This window comes from Photobacterium marinum, from assembly GCF_000331515.1.
Lineage (GTDB): Bacteria > Pseudomonadota > Gammaproteobacteria > Enterobacterales > Vibrionaceae > Photobacterium > Photobacterium marinum.
Genome location: NZ_AMZO01000021.1, coordinates 140,181 through 166,114, shown reverse-complemented (window position 1 = coordinate 166,114; position 25,934 = coordinate 140,181). Strand labels below are relative to the sequence as shown.

At 47.5% G+C, this 25,934-nt stretch carries 21 protein-coding genes; 12 read left to right on the top strand and 9 right to left on the bottom strand.

All coding sequences use genetic code 11. The features are described 5' to 3' along the window. Window positions 1–146 precede the first annotated feature (146 nt). The 3 genes from C942_RS15030 to C942_RS15020 all read left to right on the top strand — a co-directional run bounded on the left by C942_RS15030 (window position 147) and on the right by C942_RS15020 (window position 2,025). On the top strand, window positions 147–902 hold the full coding sequence (locus tag C942_RS15030; protein ID WP_007467096.1) for a glutathione S-transferase N-terminal domain-containing protein: 756 nt from the start codon (window positions 147–149) through the stop codon (window positions 900–902). A 131-nt stretch (window positions 903–1,033) separates the two neighbouring features. Continuing rightward, window positions 1,034–1,456, top strand: coding sequence for a MarR family winged helix-turn-helix transcriptional regulator (locus C942_RS15025; RefSeq protein WP_007467092.1), 423 nt, complete (start codon window positions 1,034–1,036; stop codon window positions 1,454–1,456). Window positions 1,457–1,476: 20 nt separating this feature from the next. Beyond that, the gene (locus C942_RS15020) at window positions 1,477–2,025 is read left to right on the top strand and encodes a hypothetical protein (RefSeq protein ID WP_157372634.1); all 549 of its coding nucleotides are present in this window, start codon (window positions 1,477–1,479) and stop codon (window positions 2,023–2,025) included. A 106-nt stretch (window positions 2,026–2,131) separates the two neighbouring features. On the opposite strand, the gene C942_RS15015 is transcribed toward C942_RS15020, so the two are convergent. From C942_RS15015 to C942_RS15000, 5 genes are all read right to left on the bottom strand, one after another. Next, on the bottom strand, window positions 2,132–3,421 hold the full coding sequence (locus C942_RS15015; RefSeq protein ID WP_007467088.1) for a rhodanese-like domain-containing protein: 1,290 nt from the start codon (window positions 3,419–3,421) through the stop codon (window positions 2,132–2,134). Window positions 3,422–3,524: 103 nt separating this feature from the next. Beyond that, on the bottom strand, window positions 3,525–5,021 hold the full coding sequence (locus tag C942_RS15010; RefSeq protein ID WP_007467085.1) for a DEAD/DEAH box helicase: 1,497 nt from the start codon (window positions 5,019–5,021) through the stop codon (window positions 3,525–3,527). A 276-nt stretch (window positions 5,022–5,297) separates the two neighbouring features. Next, window positions 5,298–6,140 carry a TPR end-of-group domain-containing protein gene (locus C942_RS15005; RefSeq protein WP_007467083.1) on the bottom strand — a complete coding sequence of 281 codons (843 nt, stop codon included), beginning with the start codon at window positions 6,138–6,140 and terminating at the stop codon, window positions 5,298–5,300. A 193-nt stretch (window positions 6,141–6,333) separates the two neighbouring features. Further along, window positions 6,334–6,501, bottom strand: a complete 168-nt coding sequence (locus C942_RS25120; protein WP_007467081.1) for a hypothetical protein — start codon at window positions 6,499–6,501, stop codon at window positions 6,334–6,336. A 137-nt stretch (window positions 6,502–6,638) separates the two neighbouring features. Beyond that, on the bottom strand, window positions 6,639–7,130 hold the full coding sequence (locus C942_RS15000) for an NUDIX hydrolase (protein WP_007467079.1): 492 nt from the start codon (window positions 7,128–7,130) through the stop codon (window positions 6,639–6,641). A gap of 135 nt (window positions 7,131–7,265) precedes the next feature. Here C942_RS15000 and C942_RS14995 point away from each other — a divergent pair, with 135 nt between their 5' ends. Further along, window positions 7,266–7,721, top strand: a complete 456-nt coding sequence (locus C942_RS14995) for an RNA-binding S4 domain-containing protein (protein WP_007467077.1) — start codon at window positions 7,266–7,268, stop codon at window positions 7,719–7,721. Window positions 7,722–7,792: 71 nt separating this feature from the next. On the opposite strand, the gene C942_RS14990 is transcribed toward C942_RS14995, so the two are convergent. After that, window positions 7,793–9,541 (bottom strand): sigma 54-interacting transcriptional regulator, encoded by a 1,749-nt coding sequence (locus C942_RS14990; protein ID WP_007467075.1) that lies wholly within the window; start codon window positions 9,539–9,541, stop codon window positions 7,793–7,795. Between the two features lie 406 nt (window positions 9,542–9,947). Between C942_RS14990 and ygeW the strand changes: the two genes are divergently transcribed. From ygeW to nifJ, 7 genes are all read left to right on the top strand, one after another. Then, complete coding sequence (gene ygeW / locus C942_RS14985; protein WP_007467073.1) at window positions 9,948–11,135, top strand: knotted carbamoyltransferase YgeW; 1,188 nt, start codon at window positions 9,948–9,950, stop codon at window positions 11,133–11,135. A 127-nt stretch (window positions 11,136–11,262) separates the two neighbouring features. Next, window positions 11,263–12,465: a diaminopropionate ammonia-lyase gene (gene dpaL / locus C942_RS14980; protein ID WP_036800360.1), complete on the top strand. Its 1,203-nt coding sequence runs from the start codon at window positions 11,263–11,265 to the stop codon at window positions 12,463–12,465. Window positions 12,466–12,645: 180 nt separating this feature from the next. Then, window positions 12,646–13,863, top strand: a complete 1,218-nt coding sequence (locus C942_RS14975) for a YgeY family selenium metabolism-linked hydrolase (RefSeq protein WP_007467066.1) — start codon at window positions 12,646–12,648, stop codon at window positions 13,861–13,863. Between the two features lie 200 nt (window positions 13,864–14,063). Continuing rightward, entirely contained in the window at window positions 14,064–15,509 is a 1,446-nt protein-coding gene (gene hydA / locus C942_RS14970; RefSeq protein WP_007467064.1) for a dihydropyrimidinase, read from the top strand. A 44-nt stretch (window positions 15,510–15,553) separates the two neighbouring features. Beyond that, the gene (locus tag C942_RS14965) at window positions 15,554–16,456 is read left to right on the top strand and encodes a carbamate kinase (RefSeq protein WP_007467061.1); all 903 of its coding nucleotides are present in this window, start codon (window positions 15,554–15,556) and stop codon (window positions 16,454–16,456) included. Between the two features lie 166 nt (window positions 16,457–16,622). Further along, on the top strand, window positions 16,623–18,254 hold the full coding sequence (locus tag C942_RS14960) for an NAD(P)-binding protein (protein ID WP_007467057.1): 1,632 nt from the start codon (window positions 16,623–16,625) through the stop codon (window positions 18,252–18,254). Between the two features lie 9 nt (window positions 18,255–18,263). After that, the gene (gene nifJ / locus C942_RS14955) at window positions 18,264–21,863 is read left to right on the top strand and encodes a pyruvate:ferredoxin (flavodoxin) oxidoreductase (protein WP_007467055.1); all 3,600 of its coding nucleotides are present in this window, start codon (window positions 18,264–18,266) and stop codon (window positions 21,861–21,863) included. A gap of 204 nt (window positions 21,864–22,067) precedes the next feature. Here the strand turns inward: nifJ and C942_RS14950 are convergent, their stop codons facing one another. Then, window positions 22,068–23,969 carry an FG-GAP repeat protein gene (locus C942_RS14950; RefSeq protein ID WP_232428182.1) on the bottom strand — a complete coding sequence of 634 codons (1,902 nt, stop codon included), beginning with the start codon at window positions 23,967–23,969 and terminating at the stop codon, window positions 22,068–22,070. A gap of 535 nt (window positions 23,970–24,504) precedes the next feature. Between C942_RS14950 and C942_RS14945 the strand changes: the two genes are divergently transcribed. Continuing rightward, window positions 24,505–25,170, top strand: a complete 666-nt coding sequence (locus C942_RS14945; protein ID WP_007467052.1) for a DUF3157 family protein — start codon at window positions 24,505–24,507, stop codon at window positions 25,168–25,170. Window positions 25,171–25,222: 52 nt separating this feature from the next. Here the strand turns inward: C942_RS14945 and C942_RS14940 are convergent, their stop codons facing one another. Further along, window positions 25,223–25,435, bottom strand: coding sequence for a hypothetical protein (locus C942_RS14940; RefSeq protein ID WP_007467050.1), 213 nt, complete (start codon window positions 25,433–25,435; stop codon window positions 25,223–25,225). Between the two features lie 217 nt (window positions 25,436–25,652). Then, the gene (locus C942_RS25640) at window positions 25,653–25,775 is read right to left on the bottom strand and encodes a hypothetical protein (RefSeq protein WP_007467048.1); all 123 of its coding nucleotides are present in this window, start codon (window positions 25,773–25,775) and stop codon (window positions 25,653–25,655) included. Between the last annotated feature and the right edge of the window lie 159 nt (window positions 25,776–25,934).

The window sequence follows — 25,934 nt, the reverse complement described above, 5'->3', positions numbered from 1 at the left end:
GGTGATTTTTTTTAATTTCTTTTCAACGATCACTAATCGTAAGGTATGAAAATAGCTTTTATCCAATTTTCAACACAGGACTCATTAATGTTATTGAGATTTATTTACTCTTAACTTTGGATCTTGTCAGAGAACAGGTTAAAAGGATGAACTATTGGATTGATATTGCATCATCAACGCTGGCTTCCAGTTGCAGGTTATGGAATGGAACTGTGGCGAGCAAAGTTGAAAAGCAGCCAGAGCAAATGATGATTTTGTTTGATCAGGAAGGTGATCCGGAGTGCCGGCTCGTTCGGGAAGTGCTGACGGAACTGAATTTAAATGTGATCATTGCTCCTTGTCCTTCTGGCGGAAAAAATACTGAAAAGTTTCATACCGCATTCAGTAAAAACAGGCTGCCAATACTTATTGATTCTGAGAACCAATGTGCGTTGGAAGGCGCTGAAGATATTTCTGGTTATCTTTTCAAACAATATAAAGGGGTAGACCTTCCCTCAAGGTTTGTTTGTAAACTTCAGCAATACCTGACTTCAAACCTGGCAACAGGAGTACGTTTGGGTTCTGGCATTAAAGCGCGGGCATCGAAACAGCCAGCGCTTCCTTTAATTCTATACAGCTTTGAATCTAGCCCTTTTTCCCGTCTCGTCCGGGAGTGCTTGTGTGAACTTGAGTTGACTTATATTTTGATTAACTTGGGCAAACAACAATTTTCGGATATGGGACCGGCCAACTTCCGCTGGACGGTTTTGCCTTATAAGCCAATGCCTGATACCAAGCGGGATGACTTTTTCAAATTACACGGAAAAGTCCAGGTGCCATATTTAATGGACCCCAATACAGGTATTGATTTGTTTGAATCGAAAGATATTTTGCGTTATCTGAATCAGACCTATGCAATTTAATCAAACGATTGAATGGAGCTAGGTGAGGCTTTGTTTCACCTTTGTATTACACACATGGTTGACAATATCAACCATGTGCCTGAGAATATCGTACTTAATAAAATTATGGTTAAGCGGGTTTGGTGGCGTGAATGGTTGATATGACTTCAAGATATTTGTTTGATTTGATGCAGCGTTATCGTGCAAAGATGAAAACCGCGGTTGGGGCCAAGGCGTTAAACCTTAATGCTATGCATATTCAGTGTATTCGCTACATTAATGAAGTGGGAAATTGCACTGCGAATTTAATTGTACAGGGTTTGGATCGAGACAAGTCGCAGATATCTCTGGTTATTAGAGATATGGCTAAAAGAGGCTGGATAGAATTGCTCCCCAATCCTGAAGATAAGCGCAGTAAACTGATTAAGCTGACAGATGAAGGGACTGAATTGCTGGAAAAAGTGATTCAGGAAGAAGCTGTGGTTGCACAAAAGATGAAAGAAGGCTTGAGTCATGAAGACATTGAGACGTTCGACCGAATCGTTTTGACCATGCAAAAAAATCTTATGAAATAGCCATGACGATGAGAACCAGGATGATACGCCGCCCACTTCTTAGCGATGGAAGAGTGCCGTTAATAAGTGCTGATGATGGCTGTTCACAGTTTGCTGTCGGCGATTTGGTCTATTTCACGGATTGTCATGCAAATCAGCCGGACTGGATTAAGCAGTTGTTTGTTTGCAAAGGGTTTGTAAGGCAAATTTATCGCAGGCAGGATACAGGAGAGGTTGTTTATGACATCCACTTTCCTTTTGCCCGTTGCTGTAAATTAATTCCTGAAGCTGAGCTGGCAACAGACAATCAACCTCAGTTTGCGCCTTGTCCATGGGGTAAGATTGAGGGAATGATTATTGATGGCATCATGTTGCGGATAGAAAATGGTTTAGCAGTGAAATCAATGCTGGATGAGATTGTGCGTTGCCTTTCCCGGGAGGTGACTGAATATCTGAATTCGCGCAGAAGACTTCATATGATTCTTCGAACTGATAATACTAATTTGAAAATCAGTTTTGACCAGTCTGCAGAATTTCGTTTGTTTGGTAAGCGAATATCTTATGACGAGGCGATTACATCTTTCCGTTGACCCTTAATTATTCGCTATAACTCGGTTAGCTGAACTGAATGCTGCTATGTAAAATGTGGCCATATAAAAGAGCCATCATTTTTGATGGCTCTTGTTGTATCTGCGGTTATTTCGATGGCTTAATTTCGCCAGTCGAGGTTGGGTTGGTAGGGTCGCCGCTCCACTCAAACCAGCCGCCGTCGAAGACGCTGATGTTTTCCCAGCCCATTACATAAGCATAGAAAAACACCTCAGATGCACGCCATCCGGTGCCGCAATAGAAAGAAGCCTGATGGGATTTTTCAATTCCCCACTCTTTCCAGAAGGCTTCAATAGAGTCTGCACTAAGCATGGTGTCATCCGGGTTACGGAAGTCTTCCAGGTGATAGGCATCCGAGCCTGCATGGCCCCACTTGGAACCGGTAATACGGCCTTTGGGTTTGATGTACTTATAGCCGCTAGTTTTGCCGATGTACTCATCCCATGTGCGAATGCTGACCAGAGATTTGTGTTTAGGATCGGCCAGGATGTTTTTGGCCTCCGGTACATCAATGATCAGGTCCGGGCGTGATGGGATAGGGCGGCCAAATTCAACATTTGCTGATGCTGAGTTCAGCATCGGTTCGGTGATATAGCCGGCGTTAACCCACGACTTCCAGCCGCCGTTTAGCAGGCGTACATCTTCAACTCCTGCATACATCATAATGTTGGCTGCACGAGCTGCTGCTGTATTATCCCGGCCATAAAAAATAACGGTGGTATCGTAGCTGATACCCAGGTTTTTGATGACTTCGGCCAGCTTTTTGTCATCAACCCGGTTCCACCATGGCTCAGATTCAATATCGTTAGTATTGAGGTACAAAGCTCCAGGAATGTGGGCAGCCAGGTACTTAGTCGGTGGTCCCCAGGCAACTTCGACAACTTTAAAGCCTTTTTCAGGGGCGTAGAGGGTGTTTTCGCCGTTAATAACCTGCTCTAACCATTCCGGTGAAACCAGCTTCTGGAATTTAGGTAGGCGTTCAATTTCACCTTTGTAATCACTAATCTTTTGCGTAATTACCGCAACGTTGTCCATACCAATGGAGTGAAGCTGTTCATTGAGTACCTTAGCTTTTTCCGGCCCGCAGTAAAGGAAGGTTTTTTTATCAAACTTAACACCTTTGTGCTGCAGCAAATGTTCCAGATGTGGCGGACGTAAGGTGCTTAACCAGTCAGAATCGAAGTTGATAGCCCCCGGATAGTGACCACCAATGGTTGCTGAACCTTCGGGCCAGCCGTTGTAGTGGTTGCTGGAGCGACAGTCGATCACTTGAATATCAGACGCAGGAAGAGTAGCCAGGTCATCAAACGTTGTAGCCATCAGCGGTGTACTGAGCAGGCCGATAAAAGGAAGTAATAGGCGTTTTCCTGAAACCATATTTAATAATCCAAGAATCAAATAAGGCAGGCATTATATATGCCTGCCTTTGGGTAGGTTTTGTTTATGATCACAGAGCTAAAGCATTTTCTGTGATGATATTTTACCGCTGTTTAGCAGTGCCGGAAGGCTTGCCGTTACGGGCTTTGTTACCCTGAGGCTTTTGGCTTTGAGGTTTTTTCCCTTGAGGCTTACCGGATGCTCGACCTTTTGGTTTGCCTGCTGGCTTACCGGTTGGTTTAGCATCAGATTTGTAGCTCGGCTTTCCTGCAGGTTTGTTGTTACCTGATGAGCGTCGGGATTTTGCCTTTTGATTGCCTGCCTGATTGCTCTTTTGTTTGTTACCTTGTGGTTTATTACCGTTACTTCCATCAGGCTGGTTATTCACTTTCTCAGCTTTAGGTTTCTTGGGCTTTTTAGGCTTCTTCGCTTTCAGCGGACGCAGAGGCAATGGCTCTGGCAGCTTATTGGTCGGAACAAAACCAAACACGTCTTCGCGTGGCAGAATTTGTTGCGTCAGGCGTTCGATATCGGTCAGCTCTTTGAACTCATCGGCACAAACCAGGGAAATTGCCTGGCCCTCGGCACCGGCGCGACCGGTACGGCCAATACGGTGAACATAATCTTCAGCAACATTTGGCAGGTCAAAGTTTACAACCTGAGGCAGTTGATCGATATCGATACCGCGGGCTGCGATATCTGTTGCAACCAAAATTCGAACTTCACCGCTTTTGAAATTAGCCAGTGCTTTGGTTCTGGCACCCTGACTCTTGTTACCGTGAATGGCTGCTGCTGTGATATCACGCGCTTCCAAATAGGCCGTCAGGCGGTTTGCGCCATGTTTAGTGCGAGTAAAGACCAGCGCCTGTTTCCATTTGTTGTCTTGGATCAGTTTGGTCAGCACAGCCGGCTTTTTCTTCTTGTCGACAGGGTGAATCCACTGTTTAACAGTTTTGGCGGTAGTGTTGCGTGGCGTAACTGAGATCTCAACCGGATCGTTAACCAGACCTTTAGCCAGCTCACGGATTTCATCTGAGAAGGTGGCTGAGAACAGCAGGTTCTGGCGTTGCTTTGGCAGGAGTGCCAGAATCTTCTTGATATCGCGAATGAAACCCATGTCCAGCATGCGGTCTGCTTCGTCCAATACCAGCACTTCAAGCTGGTTAAACTTAACGGCATTCTGGTTGTAAAGATCCAGCAGACGGCCCGGTGTAGCAACCAGTACGTCGGCACCTTTACGCATGCGCATCATTTGCGGGTTGATCTTCACTCCGCCAAATACGACTGCCGAGCTTAGTGGCAGTCTCTTGGAGTAAGTTGCGACATTCTCACCGACCTGTGCGGCCAGTTCGCGGGTTGGTGTCAGGATAAGTGCACGTACCTGATTGGAACGTACAATCGGCCCTTTAGATAAACGCTCAAGGATTGGCAGGGTAAAGCCTGCTGTTTTGCCTGTTCCTGTCTGTGCTGCTGCCATGACATCCTTGCCTTCAAGTACGGCTGGAATGGCTTGGGCCTGAATCGGCGAGGGTTTCTCATAGCCCTGGTTGGCTACAGCTTCTAGGATTGGGGTACATAAGCCCAAAGAGGCAAAACTCATAAGATAGTCTCAGTTAAGATTAAAACAATACCAATTGCGATACGTTCGCATTCACTCTGAAATGTTGCCGGCATTACCAGAGGACCTGAAGTGTTGGATTTGGAATTATCTCTTTATCAGGATATTGGATATACGTGATCTGCCTCACTGAGGCAGGGGGAGGCTAGCTTACAGGAGCGAAGGAGAAAGTGCTAATGCTGTAATACCAAACTGGACAATAATCCTATCGTTTGTGCTGATTACTACCCAGTCTGGTATCACTTGTGGTGAGAGCTTCTAATCAGTAAAGGCAAGCATTGCTTCAAATCGTTCGCTGCCTTGCAAGGATTCAAAATCTTTTTCGTCCCTTGCTAACTCTTTAAATGATCCGCTGCCGATAATGGCCTGCTCAAGGTCAAAAAGGGCTTGCTCTTCTAGGCCGAGACGCGCGTAGGCACAGGCGCGTTGATAAAGCGCGTGTGCATTTTGCGGATCAAGATCTAGCACTCGGTTACAGATGCTGAGTGCCCAGTTAAACTCCTTGATTTCCATTGCGGCATCGGCTTTATAAGTTAGGGCTTCGAGATCTCCCGGACGGATTTTCAGAATATCGTCATAAACCTCAATTTTCTGCTCCGGAGATTGCATGCTTTGGGATCGTAGCCAGAGATTATGGATTTCATTGATGGTTTCAATTTCTTTGTTGTTTTGGGCAATAATCCGGGTTTTGCGTTTCAAATCACGCTCAAGTAACTGAAATTTCTTCTCATATTGGTTGGCGATTTCTTCCAGTTGCTGATCGGCGGCCTGTTTCGTTTTCTCTTTGATTTCTTTCAGTGATTGCCAGCCTATCAGGGCGAACAGGGAAGCCGCACCGGCGATGAGGTAGAAGAAGTAGGTAACGGTGACATTGGCATAGTTCATCGACTTATCGGCAACGGCCAGTTCCCGATCGGTGATCTCGATTGTTAACCGTCTTTCCAGGTCCTGCTGATCCTGACGCAGGGCTTTAAGTTCATCAAGAACATAGCGTTCCATCAGTGGTTTGTCGTAAATGCTTTCTTCAGAATATTTTTCTTGCCCCAGTGCGGGCATCGACAGCAGACAGAAAATAACGACGGATAACAGCCGGTTGAACATATTAAAATCCCTTGTCTTCTCAATATCCCTTTATTATGACGAAATCATAGCTGAGAATCATTAAGGGAGGTAAGCATATAGTTCAGAAGAGGCGGGTTACCCGAACAAAAAAGAGTCAGGTAAACCCGTCAGGTAAGAAGGTGTTGAATGTGTTTGACTTCGCCTGTTATTGCGAACAGCGCAGTGAAGACGCTCAACGCTGGTGACATTCTGAAACGTTAAGACCACCGTTCTTTTGTACCGCGACAAGAAGAGCCTGGCGTTTTGCTTCCTGTTCGGCTTGTGATGGCGTTGGTTTCTCTTTTGTGAACTCGCTACCTTGTCGGTTGGAAAAGACATGGATTTTGTTAAAAGTCATCATGAAGGTGTACCCTCGATATCAATCTCTACGGCAACATCCTGTCGCTTGATGGTTAAAAAAACATCATCCCTGATTGAATTTGTTAGGGATGAGCAACAAGGCGTAGATCGTCCCATTGCATTTTTGGTGGGGGAGCATTAGTCCGCCAGGTACAGGGCTAACGCCTTTCTGGCTGAGTCAAATGCAAACTTATCTGTTTGTATTTCCGAGGTTTTTACCCACTTGACATCAGCTACATCATCATTAGCTTGCATGTTTGGTTTTTGCTTCAGCTCTATAGCAAAGAAGGCATCACAGGTTTTGTACACAACGTCTTTGTAGCGGTACGTATTTGGGCAGGAACCGAAATAGCGGGCATTTTCGGCTTTGAAAGCCAGTTCTTCCTCCAGTTCACGGAACAGTGCCTGCTCCAGCGATTCATCATAATCGACAAAACCGCCTGGAAAATCCCACATACCTTTGCCTGGTTCACGGGCCCTTCCGGCAACCAAAATTTCATCCTGGCAGCGAATGATAGCAAGTACTGCTGATGCCGTGTTTTTGAAGAAAGTGAATGCACACTCACTGCACTGAAAAGATTTTTCTGAGCTGGCAATAAAGGTTTGCTGACCACAGGACGGACAAAACATACAGATAATTCTTGTTGATAGGTTACTGTTTGAATATTGAGGCGGCAGCATATCGCAGACAGCAGGGGATTGCCAGTTATGCCGGGCGGGAGAATAAGGTAAGATAGGGCGAAATTATCCAATATGGTTTGTAAGATGTCGCAGGAAGAAATTGAAGTAGAAGCGATTGGTGTTGAGGTTGCCAGCCAGCCGATTGAACTCTACAAGGTGCTGAAAATTGCCAATGCTGTCAGCGGTGGCGGTGAAGCCAAGTTTGTTATTGCTGAAGGCTATGTTGCAGTGAATGGCGAACTTGAGCAACGTAAGCGCTGCAAGGTATATGATGGCGATGTGATAGAGTTTAACAACGAATATTACGTAGTACTTTGCGATCAACCGGTTGATGAAAGCCCTAAAGTGACTGAACCCAAGCCAGCTAAACCGGAAAAACACGCGAAGAAACCTGCTGGTGGTTCGAAAGCTGCTGCAAAGAGTCAGGCAAAGAAGACTGCGAAGAGTAAGCCAGCTAAAAATAAAAAGCCTAAAGCCGGCGCAGAGAAAAAATCCGGCCCAGCTGATAAAGCGACAGGACGCAGACCTATCAGCTTCTGATTGTGTTTATGCCCGTTTAAATAAAAAGCTGCCAGTTGGCAGCTTTTTTCGTTTTGTTCGTACGACACGAATCAGTGATTGCTTAAACCGTATTTCTTTATCTTGCGATATAGGGTCGCAATACCGATACCCAGCTCTTCTGCGACCAGTTTTCGATTGCTGAGGCGGTTCAGGGCTTCCTCAATGCGGATTTTTTCCATCTCTTCCAGGCTCATGGCGCAGTCATCTGATTTGGCGTTGTCAGCAGGTCTGGCGATCTTTGCCTGCTCAAAGTATGGCGGCAATAGGTCGACATCGATCATGTCACCTTCCGGTACAACGTTAACCAAGTACTCCACCAGGTTGCTGAGCTCACGCACGTTGCCCGGCCAGTGGTAAGCGTTCAGGCGTGCCATCGCTTCAATGGTTATTCCCGGATAACACACGCCGATCTTGCGGGTATGAATCTCAAGGAAGTATCGAATTAGCAGCTCAACATCACCTTCACGTTCTTTAAGTGGTGGCAGGTGGATCGGAATAACATTCAGTCGGTAGTACAAGTCTTCACGGAACTTATTGGTAGCAATCATTTCCGCAAAATCCCGGTTAGTTGCCGAGATGATACGAATATCGACTGGCGTAGCCGTATTGGAGCCAATCGGCATTACTTCACGCTCTTCCAGCACACGTAACAGCTTCGCTTGCAGCGTCATCGACATATCACCGATTTCATCCAGGAACAGGGTACCTTTGTTGGCGGCCTGTATCAGACCGGTTTTACCTTTGTTGGATGCGCCGGTGAAAGCGCCTTTGACGTAACCGAACAGTTCACTTTCAAGCAGCTGGTCTGGAATAGCGGCACAGTTGATGGCAATAAATGGCTGAGAGCTGCGTGCACTTAAATTATGGACAGCATGCGCTATAACTTCTTTACCTGTGCCGCTTTCACCATTAATTAATACACTGGAAGGGCTGCTGGCAATTCTGGTGATCAGCGTTTTCAGCTGGCGCATCTTTTGGCATTCACCGATCACTGTCGAAAATTGTGGCTCAGGTTCATTGATGACCAGAGATTTATTTGGCTGGTGGAATGCCATTAAAAAAAGCTGATGCCCGCGCACATCATGAAATTGGCCGACAACCAGTTCTTGTCGTTCGCCAAGGGAAATAATGTGCTGCTGATGCCCTTTTAGTTCATTATTGTGGAAAGACAGTGGCTGGATATTAATTTCAGCATGTGAAAGTTCTTCAAGGGTAATATTTAGATTATTTAACGCAGGCTGGTTGCCGTATTTAACTCGGCTGTTTTCATCCAGTACTAAAACACCCTGATCCATGTTTTCAATCAGGCTGCTAAATACCTGATCAAGGCCGTCACTTTTATCATTACCTTCCAATACTTTTGACACAACAATTTGTGCGATGTGCTGAACATAATTAGAAAATAACTGTACGTTCTCTTTTATTCGTTCCCGTGATTCTTCGCTGAAGGCAACCAGGCTGATAACCCCGATACAGCGGTCTTCAAGCATGATTGGTACGCCCAGGAAAGCAGTTTCACGGCAGCTTCCTTTATTTGTACACCCTTCACAAATAGGATCAGTTCGTGATTTGACGACTACTTTTTCCTGATGTGTTTCAAGGATATATCGGAAAATCCTTGAGCTGGTGTTGAGTTTTTTGCCAAAGAATTTGCTATACGGCCCTGTTCCTGCGATGCGAACCAGATCAGCATCTACGACTTCAGCATCCAGCTGAAGTACGGCAGAAAGCATCTTGGTAAAGCGCAGAATAGTCGGCTGCAATTGCATGAGTTCTGATTGCGGGGCGTTTTTCAACATAATACAGGTCTGTTTTTGGAAAGACTTAACAAAGTTAATCAACAATACTTAATATCAGCTTGATATATATCAGTATTTCAATTGGTTTCGCGCCACGAAATAGGAATTGTTAGCGAGGTCACATAGCGATATCAATATGATAAATAGCTTTGGGCTCACTATCATTTTGGTCGCTATCACTGATAGTTGATGATAGTGAGAGATATATGTGCTTGAGAGCAATTTAATGCCCTTCTTTATTCCAACCCTTATAAATCAAGGGCTGGAGGGAAAATAAAAAAAATTACCGGTAATTAATCCTGGTTGGCACAGATATTGGATTATGGAAGTCAGTTGTCTGTTGTGACCCTACAGACTTTTTCCAGCCGCCACGACATAACAATTTAATTACTGGGAAGAATAAAAAATGAAAAGCATTAATGAACTAATCAAGGAAATCAATGAACTAAAATCTGATCTTCACAATAAAGATTTCCTTTTGACCTGGGAACAAACTCCTGAAGAGCTAGAACGTGTATTGAAGACTGCGCAAGTACTGAAATCTATGCGCAACGAAAATATTGCTACTAACGTATTCAAGAATGGTTTGGGTATTTCTCTGTTCCGCGATAACTCAACCCGTACTCGTTTCTCTTACGCTTCCGCTATCAACATGCTAGGCCTGGCCCAGCAGGACCTGGATGAAGGCAAATCTCAGATTGCTCACGGTGAAACTGTTCGTGAAACTGCAAACATGATTTCATTCTGTGCTGATGCAATCGGTATCCGTGACGATATGTACCTTGGTGCTGGTAACGCATACATGCGTGAAGTGGGTGAAGCTCTGGATGATGGTGTGAAAGAAGGCGTTCTTCCTCACCGTCCTGCTCTTGTAAACCTTCAGTGTGATATCGACCACCCAACTCAAGCTATGGCTGACCTTGCATGGCTGGAAGAGCACTTCGGTGGTCTGGATAAGCTGAAAGGCAAGAAGATTGCAATGACTTGGGCATACTCTCCAAGCTACGGTAAGCCTCTGTCAGTTCCTCAGGGCATCATCGGCCTGATGACTCGCTTCGGTATGGATGTGACTCTTGCTCACCCAGAAGGCTACGACCTGATCCCTGAAGTAGTTGAAGAAGCTCGTAAGAACGCAGAAGCCTCTGGCGGTAGCTTCTCTCAGGTTGCCACTATGGAAGAAGCATTCCAGGATGCAGACATCGTTTATCCGAAGTCATGGGCTCCTTACCAGGTAATGGGTCGCCGTACTGAACTGCTACGTGCTAACGACCACGATGGCCTGAAAGAGCTTGAAAAAGAATGTCTTGCTCAGAACGCCAACCACAAAGACTGGCACTGCACTGAAGAGATGATGAAGCTGACTAAAGACGGCGAAGCGCTATACATGCACTGTCTGCCAGCCGATATCACAGGCGTTTCTTGTGAAGCCGGTGAAGTTGAAGAGTCAGTATTCGAGAAATACCGCATTCCAACTTACAAAGAAGCAAGCTGGAAGCCATACATCATCGCAGCAATGATCCTGAACCGTAAGTACCAGGAACCAGGTGATGTACTTCAGCAGCTTCTTGATGAAGCAGAAAAGCGCGTCAAATAACTGTTTGACGTCACTATCTCAAGTTCCGTAACAGCTACAACACTTGGGTTAATGCTAGCCCTTTCGCGGGGGTACGAGTCCCGATACCCCCGCACTTTTCACTCTATTGATTCAATGAGGTCTGGTCGTGTCTACATTCTCTCTAAAAATGGAGATCGCCGATAACCGCCATTATAACGGTCAGCAATCTCCTCTATTCACCATTGAAGAAGCGGAAAAAGCCCGCGCGTTCCACACAAAAGTGGAAGGCTATCAACCTACACCTTTACATTCTCTCGACTGCCTGGCCAAAGAAGTTGGTGTCGGCAAGATCCTTGTCAAAGATGAGGCGCACCGCTTCGACCTTTGTGCATTCAAGATGCTGGGTGGCGCTTATGCCATCGCCCGCTTGCTATGCGATGAATTCAAGCTCGATATCAACGATTTTGATTTCGACAAACTGAAAAACGATATCCCTGAAAAAATGACCTTTGCCACGGCGACAGACGGTAACCACGGACGTGGTGTTGCATGGGCTGCAAACAAGTTGGGTCAGAACGCTGTGGTTTACATGCCTAAAGGCGCTGCCGACGAGCGTGTGAACAACATTCGTGCCCTGGGGGCTGAATGTATCGTTACTGATATGAACTACGACGATACTGTTCGCCTTGCCATCAAGACTGCCGAAGAGAACGACTGGAAAGTGGTTCAGGACACAGCATGGGAAGGCTACACCGAAATCCCTACCTGGATCATGCAAGGCTACACCACTATGGCAGCCGAAGCGGTTGACCAGATGAAAGAACAACATATCGACCGTCCGACTCACGTATTCCTGCAAGCAGGGGTAGGGGCAATGGCTGGTGGCGTACTGGGTTACCTATGCGACCAGTTCGGTGCTGACAAACTGCACTCAGTGGTTGTTGAACCGGATCAGGCAGACTGTATCTACCGCTCAGGTATCAGCGAAAAAGGCGACATGGTCAATGTAGACGGCGACCTGGCAACCATTATGGTTGGCCTGGCTTGTGGTGAACCTAACCCAATCGGCTGGCCGGTACTACGCGACTGCTCAACTCAGTTCGTTTCCTGCCAGGACAGCGTAGCCGCTCTGGGTATGCGTGTTCTTGGTAACCCTCTGGGCAATGACCCACGAGTTGTATCCGGAGAGTCCGGTGCTGTTGGTGCTGGTATGTTAGCCGCTGTTCACTACCACCCAGAACGTGAACAGTTAATGGAAAAACTGGGCCTGAACAAGGATTCAGTCATCCTGCTGATCAATACCGAAGGTGATACCGACCCTGTTCACTACCGTGAGGTGGTGTGGCAAGGCAAACATCCGACCCTTTAATACTTTCTTTGCTGTTTAGCCCGGATACGGTATCCGAAATAAACAGCCACATGAAAGCCTAAAAAGAATAGTCAACTATTTGAAACAAAAGCGTTGTGCGCCGGATTAGAAGGTGTACAGCGCCTCTGAAATTAATCATGCCGGATACGATGTCCTCCGTCCGGCCCAAGGAGAATTACAATGACAATGAACATCCCTTTCGACAAAGTTCTTGAAAAAGCCCAAGACTACAAAGCAGACATGACCCGTTTCCTGCGTGACATGATCGCAATCCCAAGTGAAAGCTGCGACGAAGAAAAAGTGGTATTGCGCATTAAGGAAGAAATGGAAAAAGTCGGCTTTGATAAAGTCGAAATCGACCCTATGGGTAACGTACTTGGCTGGATTGGTCACGGTCCGCACCTAATTGCAATGGACGCACACATCGATACCGTTGGTGTGGGTAACATGGACAACTGGAACTTCGACCCATACGAAGGTATGGAAGACGACGAAGTGATCGGTGGTCGTGGTGCGTCTGACCAGGAAGGCGGTATGGCTTCTATGGTTTACGCAGGTAAGATCATCAAAGATCTTGGCCTTGAAGACGAGTACACCCTGCTTGTTACCGGTACTGTTCAGGAAGAAGACTGTGACGGCCTGTGCTGGCAGTACATCATCCAGGAAAGCAACATCCGTCCTGAGTTTGTAGTATCTACAGAACCAACAGACTGCCAGATCTACCGTGGTCAGCGTGGCCGTATGGAAATCCGTGTAGACGTTGACGGTATCAGTTGTCACGGTTCTGCACCAGAGCGTGGTGAAAACGCTATCTTCAAGATGGGCCACATGCTTCAAGACATTGAAAAACTTTCTGGCAATCTGGCTGACGACCCATTCCTGGGTAAAGGTACTCTGACTGTATCTGAAGTTTTCTTCACTTCTCCAAGCCGTTGTGCGGTTGCTGACAGCTGTGCAATCTCTATCGACCGTCGTCTGACCTGGGGTGAAACTTGGGAAGGTGCTCTGGACGAAATCCGCGCGCTTGAATCAGTTAAAAAGTTCGGCGGTAAAGTGTCTATGTACAACTACGACCGTCCTGCATACACCGGCCTTGTTTACCCAACAGAGTGTTACTTCCCTGCGTGGAAGATCGATGAAGATCACGTAGCAACTAAGACACTGGAAGCATCTTACGAACTACTGTTCGACCAGAAACCAACTGTTGATAAGTGGACTTTCTCAACTAACGGTGTGTCCATCATGGGTCGTTACGGCATCCCAGTAATCGGCTTCGGTCCTGGTAAAGAGCCAGAAGCTCACGCGCCAAACGAAAAGACTTGGAAAGATCACCTGGTAACTTGTGCTGCAATGTACGCAGTTATTCCACAAATGTACCTGCAGCAGCTTAAAAAATAAGTGATGTTGAGTAATCAGCATTAATACCGATTTCCGTCCCGAGGGTGTCAATATGCTCTGCCTTTATATTGACCTCATATCCCCCTCGGGATGGATTTTCTGTTTCTGAATTTTCCTTCCTGACGGCCGGGTAGAAACAGACAGCCATAACAGGAAGTTCAAGGCAGAACCGTTTTATGTGTAAGACGAAGGATAGCGTTATGATTGCACACCGTTCTTTCTCTGTGGATTTGGATAAACTGACGTCTGACGTATCAACTACCATTCTGATCCGGCAGGGACTTGTCGTTGACCACCAACAGGCTCAACAAGCCGACATTCTGATCAAAGACGGCAAAATTGCCGATGTTGCTCCCGTTATCTCCGCTTTTCCTGCCGATACACAAGTAATTGATGCCTCTGGCCTGTATGTGATGCCGGGGGGAATTGATGTCCACACCCATTTCAATATCGATGTCGGCATTGCCCGCAGCAGCGATGATTTCTATACCGGAACCCGTGCAGCAGCCTGCGGCGGGACAACATCGGTGGTGGACCATATGGGCTTTGGCCCTAAAGGCTGCAATTTGCACCATCAGCTGGCGGTTTATAAAAAATATGCCAAAGAGAACGCGGTCATTGATTACAGTTTCCATGGCGTGATCCAGCATATTAATGAAGAAATTCTGTCAGAAATGGCCTCAATGGTAGAAGAAGAGGGCATTTCCAGTTTTAAGCTCTACCTGACCTACGGTTACAAACTGGATGATGAATCCGTATTACGGGCACTGATTCAACTGAAAAAAGTCAACGCCCTGACAACGGTTCATCCGGAAAATGATGCGGCGATAGCGATGCGCCGCGAAATGTTGCTGGAGCAGGGCAAAACAGCGCCGAAATACCATGCCGAGAGCCGTCCGCTTGAGTGCGAGGCTGAGGCAATTGCCAGAATGATCAATCTGGCAAAACTGGCTGGCGATGCGCCGCTTTATATCGTTCACCTTTCTAACGGGCTGGGGCTGGATTATGTCCGTCTTGCCCGTCGCAACAATCAGCCGGTATGGGCTGAAACCTGTCCGCAGTACCTGCTGCTTGATGACAGCTGTTATGAGCGGGACGATGCCCTGAAATTTATCCTCAGTCCGCCGCTGCGTCCGCAGGAAGAGCGTGACAAGCTGTGGCAGGGTTTGATTGACGGCAGTATTGATACTGTTGCGACTGATCATTGCTCATTCACTTACTACGACCAGAAGCAGCGCGGCAAAGATAACTTCAGCGCCTGCCCGAATGGTATGCCGGGTGTGGAAAACCGGATGCCAATGTTGTTCTCTGAAGGTGTGATGAGTAAGCGCATCAGCCCGAGCCGTTTTGTGGAGCTGACCAGCTACCTGCCTGCAAAACTGTTTGGGTTATATCCGCAAAAAGGCTGTCTGGCTAAAGGTGCCGATGCCGATCTGGTGCTGTTTGATCCCGAACAGCAAGTGACTACCACACACGATTTACTACACGACAACACCGACTATACCCCGTACGAAGGAATGAACTGTCACGGTTGGCCGATTATGACTTTGAGTCGTGGCCGGGTTGTAGCGTGTAATGGCGAATTTACGGGGAGAGCCGGGAATGGCCGCTTTATTCGCCGCAAGCCGTTCGAGCATCAAAAGTAAGACTCGAAGGTTAATTAACAAAAAGAATAATTCAAGGAGTTCCCATGAAACCCACCGCAGTTGTAGCCCTTGGCGGCAATGCATTATTGCGTCGCGGCGACGCGCCTAGTTTTGAGAATCAGTTGGCGAACGTAAAGATTGCCGCCAAAGCGATTGCTGAAATAGCTAAAGAATACCGTGTTGCCATTGTTCACGGTAATGGCCCACAGGTTGGTCTGCTGGCACTTCAGAATCTGGCTTACGACAAAGTATCACCTTATCCGCTGGACGTACTGGGTGCCGAAAGTGAAGGCATGATTGGCTACATGCTGGCTCAGGAACTGCAGAACCTGATGCCGAAAACAGAAGTGACCAGCTTGCTGACCCGTATTGAAGTTGCTGGTGACGATCCGAGCATGCTTGACCCTACCAAGTTTGTCGGCCCAGTGTACAACGAAGAAGAAGCTGGAATTCTGGCTGAAGCGAACAACTGGACGATGAAGCCGGATGGTGAATATTTCCGCCGCGTGGTTCCATCTCCGAAGCCTGTCAACATCATCGATAAAAAATCGATCCATACCTTGCTGGAAGACGGACAGATTGTGATTTGTTGCGGTGGCGGCGGTATTCCGGTTTGTCGCAGTGAATTCGGCTACCAGGGTGTTGAAGGTGTTATCGATAAAGACCTTGCAGCTACTTTGTTGGCGAAGCAACTGAAAGCCGACAAGTTACTTATCCTGACCGATGCCGATGCAGTGTACCTTGACTGGGGTACAGAGCAGCAGCGTGCCCTACGCGCTACAACTCCGGCTGAGTTGGGTGAGTATTCTTTCCCTGCGGGTTCTATGGGACCAAAAGTTGAAGCCGCTGCTGACTTTGCTCAGTTTGGTGGCCGCGCTTATATCGGTGCCCTTGAAGAAGGATTAGATGTGCTGGCCGAGCGTGCCGGTACTTGTGTTTCAGCTTAACGCTTTAACGCTTGTTGCTCTGTCTTGCTTTTGCGGGGCGGAGCAGCAAACCGTGTGAGCGTTCAGAAAGTCGAGTTGCCCTTGAACTCGAACAGCGAAATGTACCCGACAGAAAAACATCAAGAAGGGTGTATTTCATTAATTTACCGAATAAAGGTAGAGCACTATGAGCAATTGTCCAAAGGATATGACACTGCCGCCTGACCTTACTATTAAGAAAGGCTCCGGGCCGGTTCGTACTAAATTCCCGGTGTATTCCAATTCCCTTCCTCCTTGTAACCACGCCTGCCCGACCGGGAGCAACATCCAGGAGTGGTTGTCTTTAGCTCAGGCAGAGCAATACGAAGAAGCGTTTCAGGCTCTTATCAAAAACAACCCGATGCCCGCTATCCATGGCCGCGTTTGTTATCACCCGTGTGAATCCGCCTGTAACCGTGCCAATGTTGACCAGTCTGTCAGCATTCATGCCGTTGAACGTTTCCTTGGCGACCGTGCACTGGAGCTGAAATGGCCGGTTCGTTTCCACGCTAATCCAACCGGTAAGCGCGTCCTGATCGTCGGAGCTGGCCCAAGTGGCCTGGCGGCGGCTTATCACCTAAAGCGTAAAGGTCACGATGTTGAAATCCGTGATGCCGCGCCAATGGCCGGCGGTATGATGCACTTCGGTATTCCTGCTTACCGTCTGCCTAGGGATATCCTTGAAGGTGAAATCGCCCGAATTGAAAATATGGGTATCAAGATCGTACTTAACCACAAGGTTGAGGATCTGCTGGCAGAGAAGGTTAAAGGCCAGTTTGATGCGGTCTTCCTGGCTATCGGTGCCCATGTTGGTCGTGGTGTTGATATTCCGAATGATGATCCGGGTAAAGTCATTGATGCTGTGTCTTACCTTCGTGCTATCGAAATGGAATCAGCGCCGAAACTGGGTAAGCGCGTTGCTGTTTACGGTGGTGGTAACACCGCAATGGATGCGGCACGTACAGCAAGACGTATGGGAGCAGAAGTGATGGTAATTTACCGTCGGGATCGCGCCCATATGCCAGCCCATGATTTCGAATGTGTTGAAGCGATGGAAGAAGGTGTGACTTTCCACTGGCAGCGTACCATTAACCAGATCGACGGTACCACCTTCACGCTTGAGAAGATGGCGATTGATGATACCGGACGTCCGCGTCCTACCGGCGAATTCGAAACCGTTGAGGCCGATTCGCTGATTCTGGCACTGGGTCAGAATATCGATACCAAACTTACCGAAAGCATTCCGGGTGTTGAGCACAAATGGGACGGCACTATCACGGTCAACGACCAGATGATGACAGGTTACCGCGGATTGTTTGCCGGTGGTGATATGGTTCCTTGTGACCGTACCGTTACCATTGCAGTCGGTCACGGTAAGAAAGCCGCAGCCCACATTGATGCCTTCCTGAATAACCGGACATACAGCAAAGTTGCCAAGCGACCACTTATCCGTTTCGACAAGCTGCATCTCTGGTACAAGACAGATGCCGAACAGAGTGAGCAGCCTGCGATCCCTGTGATTAAACGCGCAACATCATTTGATGAAGTTGTCGGCGGCCTGACAGAAGAAGAAGCCCTGTACGAAGCTCAGCGTTGTTACTCATGTGGTAACTGCTTTGAGTGTAACGGCTGCTTAGGAGCCTGCCCGCAAGGTGCGATTACCTCGTTAGGTAAAGGTAAGGGATACAAAGTGGATTATGACAAGTGTACCGGGTGTGAAGCCTGTTACCTGCAATGCCCTTGTCATGCGATCGAAATGGTCGAGGCCGAAACGGAGTAGGAGCTGATCATGACTGAGAAAAAGACCCCCGTCATGCATACTTGCGACGGTAACGAAGCGGCGGCACACATTGCTTATCGTGTAAGTGAAGTCTGTGCTATTTATCCGATCACCCCATCGTCCACTATGGCTGAATTCGCCGACCAGTGGGCCGCAGAAGACAAGCGTAATATCTGGGGTAACATTCCTCTTATTGCTGAGATGCAAAGTGAGGGCGGGGCTGCAGGTACAGTGCACGGCGCACTGCAGAGCGGTGCTCTGACTACTACCTTCACGGCCTCTCAGGGCCTGATGCTGATGCTGCCGAACATGTATAAAATTGCCGGTGAGCTGACATCTGCGGTATTCCATGTTGCAGCTCGTTCACTCGCGGCACAGGGCCTGTCTATTTTTGGTGACCATCAGGACATCATGGCAGCCAGAGGTACAGGTTTTGCCTTGCTGGCATCGTCATCGGTTCAGGAAGCCCATGACATGGCGCTGGTTTCCCACGCGTCAACACTGGAAGCTCGTATTCCGTTTATTCACTTCTTTGATGGTTTCCGAACTTCCCACGAAGTGAATAAGATCAGCCTGATCGCCGATGAAGATATCCGCGCCATGATTTCCGATGAGCTGGTGCGTGCTCACCGTGATCGTGGTTTGAGCCCGGATACACCATTCATCCGTGGTACGGCTCAGAACCCGGATGTGTACTTCCAGGGACGTGAAACGGTCAACCCGTTCTACGCGAAAACTCCTGAGATTGTTCAGGCCAACATGGACAAACTGGCTGAGCTGACCGGTCGTCGTTATAAGCTGATGGAGTACTTCGGTGCACCGGATGCTGAACGCGTGGCGATTGCCATGGGGTCCGGCGTTGAGACGGTGAAAGAAACAGTTGAACACCTGGTTGGTCAGGGTGAGAAAGTCGGTGTTCTTCAGGTTCGCCTGTACCGTCCACTTTCTGCTGAACATCTGCTTCAGGAACTGCCTCAGACAGTGAAGAAAATTGCAGTTCTGGACCGTACCAAAGAGCCGGGAGCTAATGCTGATCCTTTGTATCAGGATGTGCTGACTGCATTAATGGACAATCAGGATCACTTTGCTCAAATGCCTCGTTTGGTTGCTGGCCGTTACGGTCTGTCGAGCAAAGAGTTTACACCTGCAATGGTTAAGGCGATCTTCGACAACCTTGAGCTGGATTCACCGAAACATCACTTTACTGTCGGTATCATTGATGACGTCAGCCACTCCCATCTGGAAGTGGATGCAAGTTTCGATATTGAATCAACAGATGTAGTTCGTGCCATGTTCTATGGCCTTGGCGCTGACGGTACGGTTGGTGCTAACAAGAACACCATCAAGATCATCGGTGAAGATCCAGAGTATTTTGCTCAGGGTTACTTCGTCTATGACTCGAAGAAATCCGGTTCGCAGACAGTCTCTCACCTGCGCTTCGGCTATCACCCAATCAATAGCCCGTATCTGATCCAGTCGGCGAACTTCATTGCCTGCCATAAGGCAACGTTCGTTCAAAGTACCGATATGCTGGCTAATGCAACAGAAGGTGCGACCTTCCTGCTGAATACTCCTGCTCCGGCAGATAAAGTCTGGGATACTTTCCCGGCTCGTATGCAGCAACAACTAATCGATCGCAAGATGAAGCTGTTCGTTATTGATGCTTATAAAGTGGCCCGTGAAACTGGTATGGGCAGCCGCATCAATACCATCATGCAGACTTGTTTCTTTGCGCTGTCCGGCGTACTGGAAAAAGAGGTGGCTATCGCCAAGATCAAGAAGGCGATTGAGAAGACATACTCTCGTAAGGGGCCTGAAGTTGTTCAGAAAAACTTTGAAGCGGTGGATCATACCCTGGCTCACCTGCATGAAGTTACAGTGCCTGCGGAAGTGACCGCCAGCGAGCAGAACAAGCCGATTGTTCCGGAACAGGCGCCGGAATTTGTTCGCAAGGTAACTGCGCAAATGATGGCTGGACAGGGTGATCTGATCCCTGTTTCTATGCTGCCGATTGACGGTACTTACCCATCTGGTACAACACAGTGGGAAAAACGTAATATCGCCCAGAAGATCCCGGTATGGGAGCAGCAGGACTGTATTCAGTGCGGTAACTGTAGCATTGTATGTCCGCATGCGGCGATCCGCGCCAAGTTTTACGACAAGTCTATGCTGGAAGATGCTCCGGAAGGCTTTAAGTCTGCCGGTATCACCGCCCGAGGCTTCCCGGATACCCGTTATACATTGCAGGTATACGCTGAAGACTGTACCGGTTGTGGCTTGTGTGTTGATGCTTGTCCTATGGTCACTCAGGAAGCGAGCGATAACCAGCCGGAACGCAAGGCAATCAATATGGAGCTGAAAGGCCCATATCTGGAACAAGAGAAGAAGAACCTCGAATTCTTCGACACTATTCCATACAACGATCGCGCAAGGGTCGATTTTTCTACCGTTCGCGGTGCTCAGTTCCTGCAACCGTTGTTTGAGTTCTCCGGTGCCTGCTCTGGCTGTGGTGAAACGCCTTACCTCAAGATGATGTCTCAGTTGTTCGGTGATCGCCTGATGATCGCTAACGCAACCGGCTGTTCATCGATCTACGGTGGTAACCTGCCAACCACACCATGGACGAAAAATGCCGAAGGTCGTGGTCCTGCGTGGGCAAACTCACTGTTTGAAGATAACGCCGAATTTGGTTTTGGTTTCCGTCTGGCTGCGGTGAAACAGCATGAAATGGCTGAACAGCTGGTGGTGGAAAACCGTGAGCATTTGGATCCGCTGCTAGTGGACCAGTTGCTACATGCTGAGCAGATGACAGAAACGGATATCCAGGCGCAAATTAAACGGGTTGATACCCTGAAAGAGCAGCTTAAAGCGATTGGTACAGAGTCCGCTCTTAACCTGATCTCGGTAGCTGACCAGCTGATCCGTCGTTCAATCTGGATCGTCGGTGGTGATGGTTGGGCTTATGATATCGGCTCAAGCGGCCTTGACCATGTACTGGCCAGCGGGGCAGACATCAACGTGCTGGTAATGGATACCGAAGTGTACTCCAACACCGGTGGTCAGATGTCGAAATCAACCCCATTGGGTGCAGTTGCCAAGTTTGCAGCAGCCGGTAAGCAGGCAACCAAGAAAGACGTGGCGATGCAGGCAATTGCCTACAACAACGTTTATGTTGCCCGGATTGCTATGGGTGCCGATCCACAGCAGGCATTGCTGGCAATGCGTGAGGCTGAAGCCTACCGTGGTCCTTCTATTATCATTGCTTACAGCCACTGTATTGCTCATGGTATTAATATGGAAGACGGTTTACATCAGCAGGAATTGGCAGTGAAATCAGGCCACTGGCCTCTGTTCCGCTACAATCCTGCGTTGCGTAATGCCGGTGAGAATCCGTTCTCACTTGATACGCTGCGTCCAACGGTTCCTTTGGAGGATTACCGTTATAATGAAACCCGTTATCAGATCCTGCGTCGCAGTAACCCTGAAGCAGCTGCGGAAATCACCGCACATGCTCAGAAAGTGGCTAAGCGTAAGTGGGAGTTGTACGAGGAGATGGCAACACGTAAGCAGGGTTCTGTTGCCCCGCACGTGGAGCTGGACAGTCATTAAGTGACTAACTCCTTAATTTTAAAGGGTTATGTAGCCATTTGATTACTGACTAAGGCCTGGCAGTTTTGTCAGGCCTTTTAGTTAATAGGGGGATAGCAAAGATGGATGTTTCGGCGTACGGCCGCTATAAAAAAGAACCCCACTTGAAAAAGTGGGGTTCGTCAGCAATCTAAAGCCCCAAAAGAGGGTTTTCAGATAGAAATATTAATAGATATACACTGCACCAGAACCGTCTGCTGAACCGGTATCGCTAGTGATTTCCGAGCCATCGGTGATGATCCCTTTCGCGCCATTGTCTTCACCTATTGCTGACGTAGCCAGGGTACTGCCATCTGAACTTAATGCCACACGCCAGCCAAAGTTATCACTGGCTCCGGTATTCGAAGCTTTGATATAGGCGTTTTGTGTCCACCGACCAGAGTCATTCTTGAACAGATATACAGCTCCGGAAATATTTTTCGGATTGTAAACGAGGGTTTCCAAACCATCGATGATGACCCCTGATTCTTCGATACCTTCAGCTACTGCCGCCACAGCAAGGGTGCTGCTATCTGCGCTAAATGCTACATCATAGCCAAAACTGCTACCTCGAGCGCTATTTGAGGCCTTGATATAAGCACTCTGCGCCCAACTGCCAGAGGCGTTGCTAAACAGATACACCGCACCGGAGTCAGTTTGTGAACCAGAATCGGTGACTTCTGAGCCATCGGTGATGATTCCGTACGCTCCGTTATCTTCATATTTAGCCCCAACCGCCAGGGTGCGGCCATCTGCGCTTAGTGCCAAACCAACACCAAATCCATCAGTGCTTCCGGTATTTGATGCTTTGACATAGGCGCTCTGTGCCCAGTTGCCCAAGGTCTTGCTAAACAGATACACAGCGCCGGAGTGAGTTTGTGTACCAGAATCGGTGACTTCCGATCCATCGGTGATGACTCCTTTTGCCCCGTTACTCTCATATGGAGTAGACACCGCCATATTGGTGCCATCTGCGCTTAATGCAATACGATAGCCAAAGTTGTCATTGGCTCCGGTATTCGAGGCTTTGACATAGGCGCTCTGTGACCAGCGGCCGGAATTATTGTTAAACAGATAGACCGCGCCAGAGGCAAATGCTGAGCCGTTATCCGTGGTTTCTGTGCCATTGGTGATGATTCCTTTCGCCCCGTTACTTTCACCACTTGCGCCAATTGCCAGGGTACTGCCGTCAGCGCTTATTGCTACGCTTGAACCAAATTCATCACTGGCTCCGGCATTTGAGCCCTTGATGTAGGCAGTCTGCGCCCAGTAGCCAGAGATGTTATTGAACAGATATACTGCGCCGGAGTCAGTTTCTGTACTAGAATCGCTGGATTCCGAACCATTGGTGATAACTCCTTTCGCTCCGTTATCTTCACCTGAAGCTCCCACGGCCAAGATGCTGCCGTCAGCGCTTAATGCCACACTTAAACCAAATTTATCATTGGCTCCGGCATTTGATGCCTTGATATAGGCGATCTGCGTCCAGCGTCCGGCTACCTTACTGAACAGATACACTGCGCCGGAGTCAGTTTCTGTACCTGAATCGGTAGTTTCCGAACCATTGGTGATGATACCTTTCACCCCGTTATCTTCACCGGGAGCACCCACAGCTAAGATGCTGCCGTCAGCGCTTAATGCCAGACTATAACCAAAGTCATCATTGGCTTCGGTATTCGAGGCTTTAAAGTAACCAATCATCCGAGTAACGGCATCTGTGGTCAGTGATACTTCATTCGAGGCTTTGGTGGAATTACCAGAGGAGGCTAGAATAAAGTAATCGGTAGACAGTGCTTTAACCAAGCTGTCAACTGTGATGGTCGCGGTCAGTGCATCGGTGACCGAAGTTAATACCTTACAGTTATTGGTTTTTGTCGTATCTTTTTCACACACACTGTAGGTCACTCCGCTGTTATTCGATGCGGATGTCCAGTTCAGGGTCATCTGTTTTGCTTCAGTAGTACCTGCACTGATAACATCGAGATTAAAAGAGTGAGGAAAGGTGTTGTTGGTTGAACCTGCACCACTGTCACCAGAACATCCTGTCAGCAGGCCAGTTAACATCAAGGCTAAGGGGGAATATTTCATCAATTTCATATCATCTAATAATTTTGTGATTTGCGTGCAAAAAAACGCTGCATTATTCACACTTTTTAAGCCTCAGTCAAAATAATTCCAATCTTCTCTGTTGTTTCATATAGGTAGTGCGAACAGTTTGTTTCGCGTTGCTCTGAGCTGTGAATAAAAGCTCTTGCGGTATTTATGAGCAAGACAACTTTCGTCTTTTTTCTTAGCAGATCCATCTGGTAGAACAAAGAGCTGGATTGTTGTTGGTTCATCAACTTTTGAATTTGAAAGAACGATTTTTTAACTGGTTGTTATGTCAAATCAGCCAGAAACGAGTGTGATCGTTTATCGGTCAGAGGTAAAAAGTCCCTTTGGTGTTAATGTGATATTGAGTAGTACTCAGTTAGATCGAATTTTGAAATGTGTTACGTGTATGAAGGCCGTCAGACCCTTTTTTATGATAGGCTGCGCGAACTGATAATTTTATGATTTGTCAGCTAAGTTTATTGATAGGTTAAAAGCAAATACTTATCCCGATTGGTATAAGGACATAATAATGAGAAAACTAAACCGGATTTGTTCGGTACTGCCAAAGCTATTGATTGGCCTTACTATGACTGCAATGGCAAGCAGCGCAATGGCGGCACCTAAAGTTGCGACGCTTGAAGACGGACGTCAAGTCATTCTGCATGATGATTTTACCTGGCAGTATGTCGTGCCGGTTGAACAAAGACAGCACCCAGAATCAAAGCCGGTTGAATCTTCGGCAACAAGTACTCCTGTGAAAGCGGCTCCGGTTGTTGCAGCGCCTGTGAGTGCCCCGATAGCTGCGGTCCCGGTGGTTGTTCCTGTTAAAACAGTTGTACAAGGGGTAAAAGTTGTTCCAGGTGCCAACAAGAATGTTCAGCAATTAAGTCGTTCCGGTGTTGATGTTTTGCTACGTCCTGCCACATACCGCAATGGCGAGTTAGTGATCCCGACATCACTGACAAATCAGGGGACTGAATCTGTCGTTCTGGTGGAAATGCAGGTAAGGCTTAGTGATGAGAAAGGTCAGGAACTAGCACAACTGAAAGACAAAATCTGGACGTCTGTGAAGCGTATGCCTGAAACTTATTTCCGTCCTAAAACTCAACGTGAGGGGAAAGAGCTGAAGGTGTCAGTGCCGAAAGCGGAGAGTTATATTATCGAAGCTGAAATTATCGAGGTTGAGCACTGGTAGTAGATCACATTGGCCATAAGTAGCAGAAGATAAGGGCTTTAGGTAGCCCTTATCAAAAGCGTTTGTATTTTATTAATTCAAGTTCTATGTCTGCGTTATTAACGCTCAGTAGCAAATCCAGGCTCTTTGGGTATTCGCTTTCCGTGCTTTTCATATAGGCTGCAAGCAGCTTAAGGTCATCAGGGTGAGGAGTATAGTTAAGCTTAGGGAAAGTTGAATAGATAGTTCCGATTGCATCTCTTAAAGTCTCAGTATTATTGTCCATTTTTGCTTCCGTTATATCTTGTCTTACTCAGGTATAGTCGTGTTTTGTGTTAAGGCAAGACGGATTGTAGAGAACTTTTGTTTCAAAAATGTTCTGACTATGTCAGAAAAAAGCAAACTGTGAGCTTGAATTGGTAGGTTTAGCAGTAGCCACCTTCTCATTTTGAGATCAGCTGGACGAGAAGGTGGATTCTATATAGATAGGTTGGAATGAAAGCTTAAGCTATTCTTTTTAGTGCTTTTTTAAGTTTCTTCAGTTTACCTTGCTGCTTGGCAACTTTGGCTTTACGGGTTTTGATTTCAGCTTTAAGAGATTTTGCTTTTTTAGTAATTTTTGACATCGTTTAACTCCCTGGTTTTTATTTACAGACAAATTGGCGTCATGGCCAATTTTGACTTACACAACTTGGAGAGTGCGAAGCTGTGGGCTACAGAAGCTCTCTCTGAATGACTACATACAGCTCTTCAATGTAAGGCTGAGCTGAAGTCAATCTTGAAAG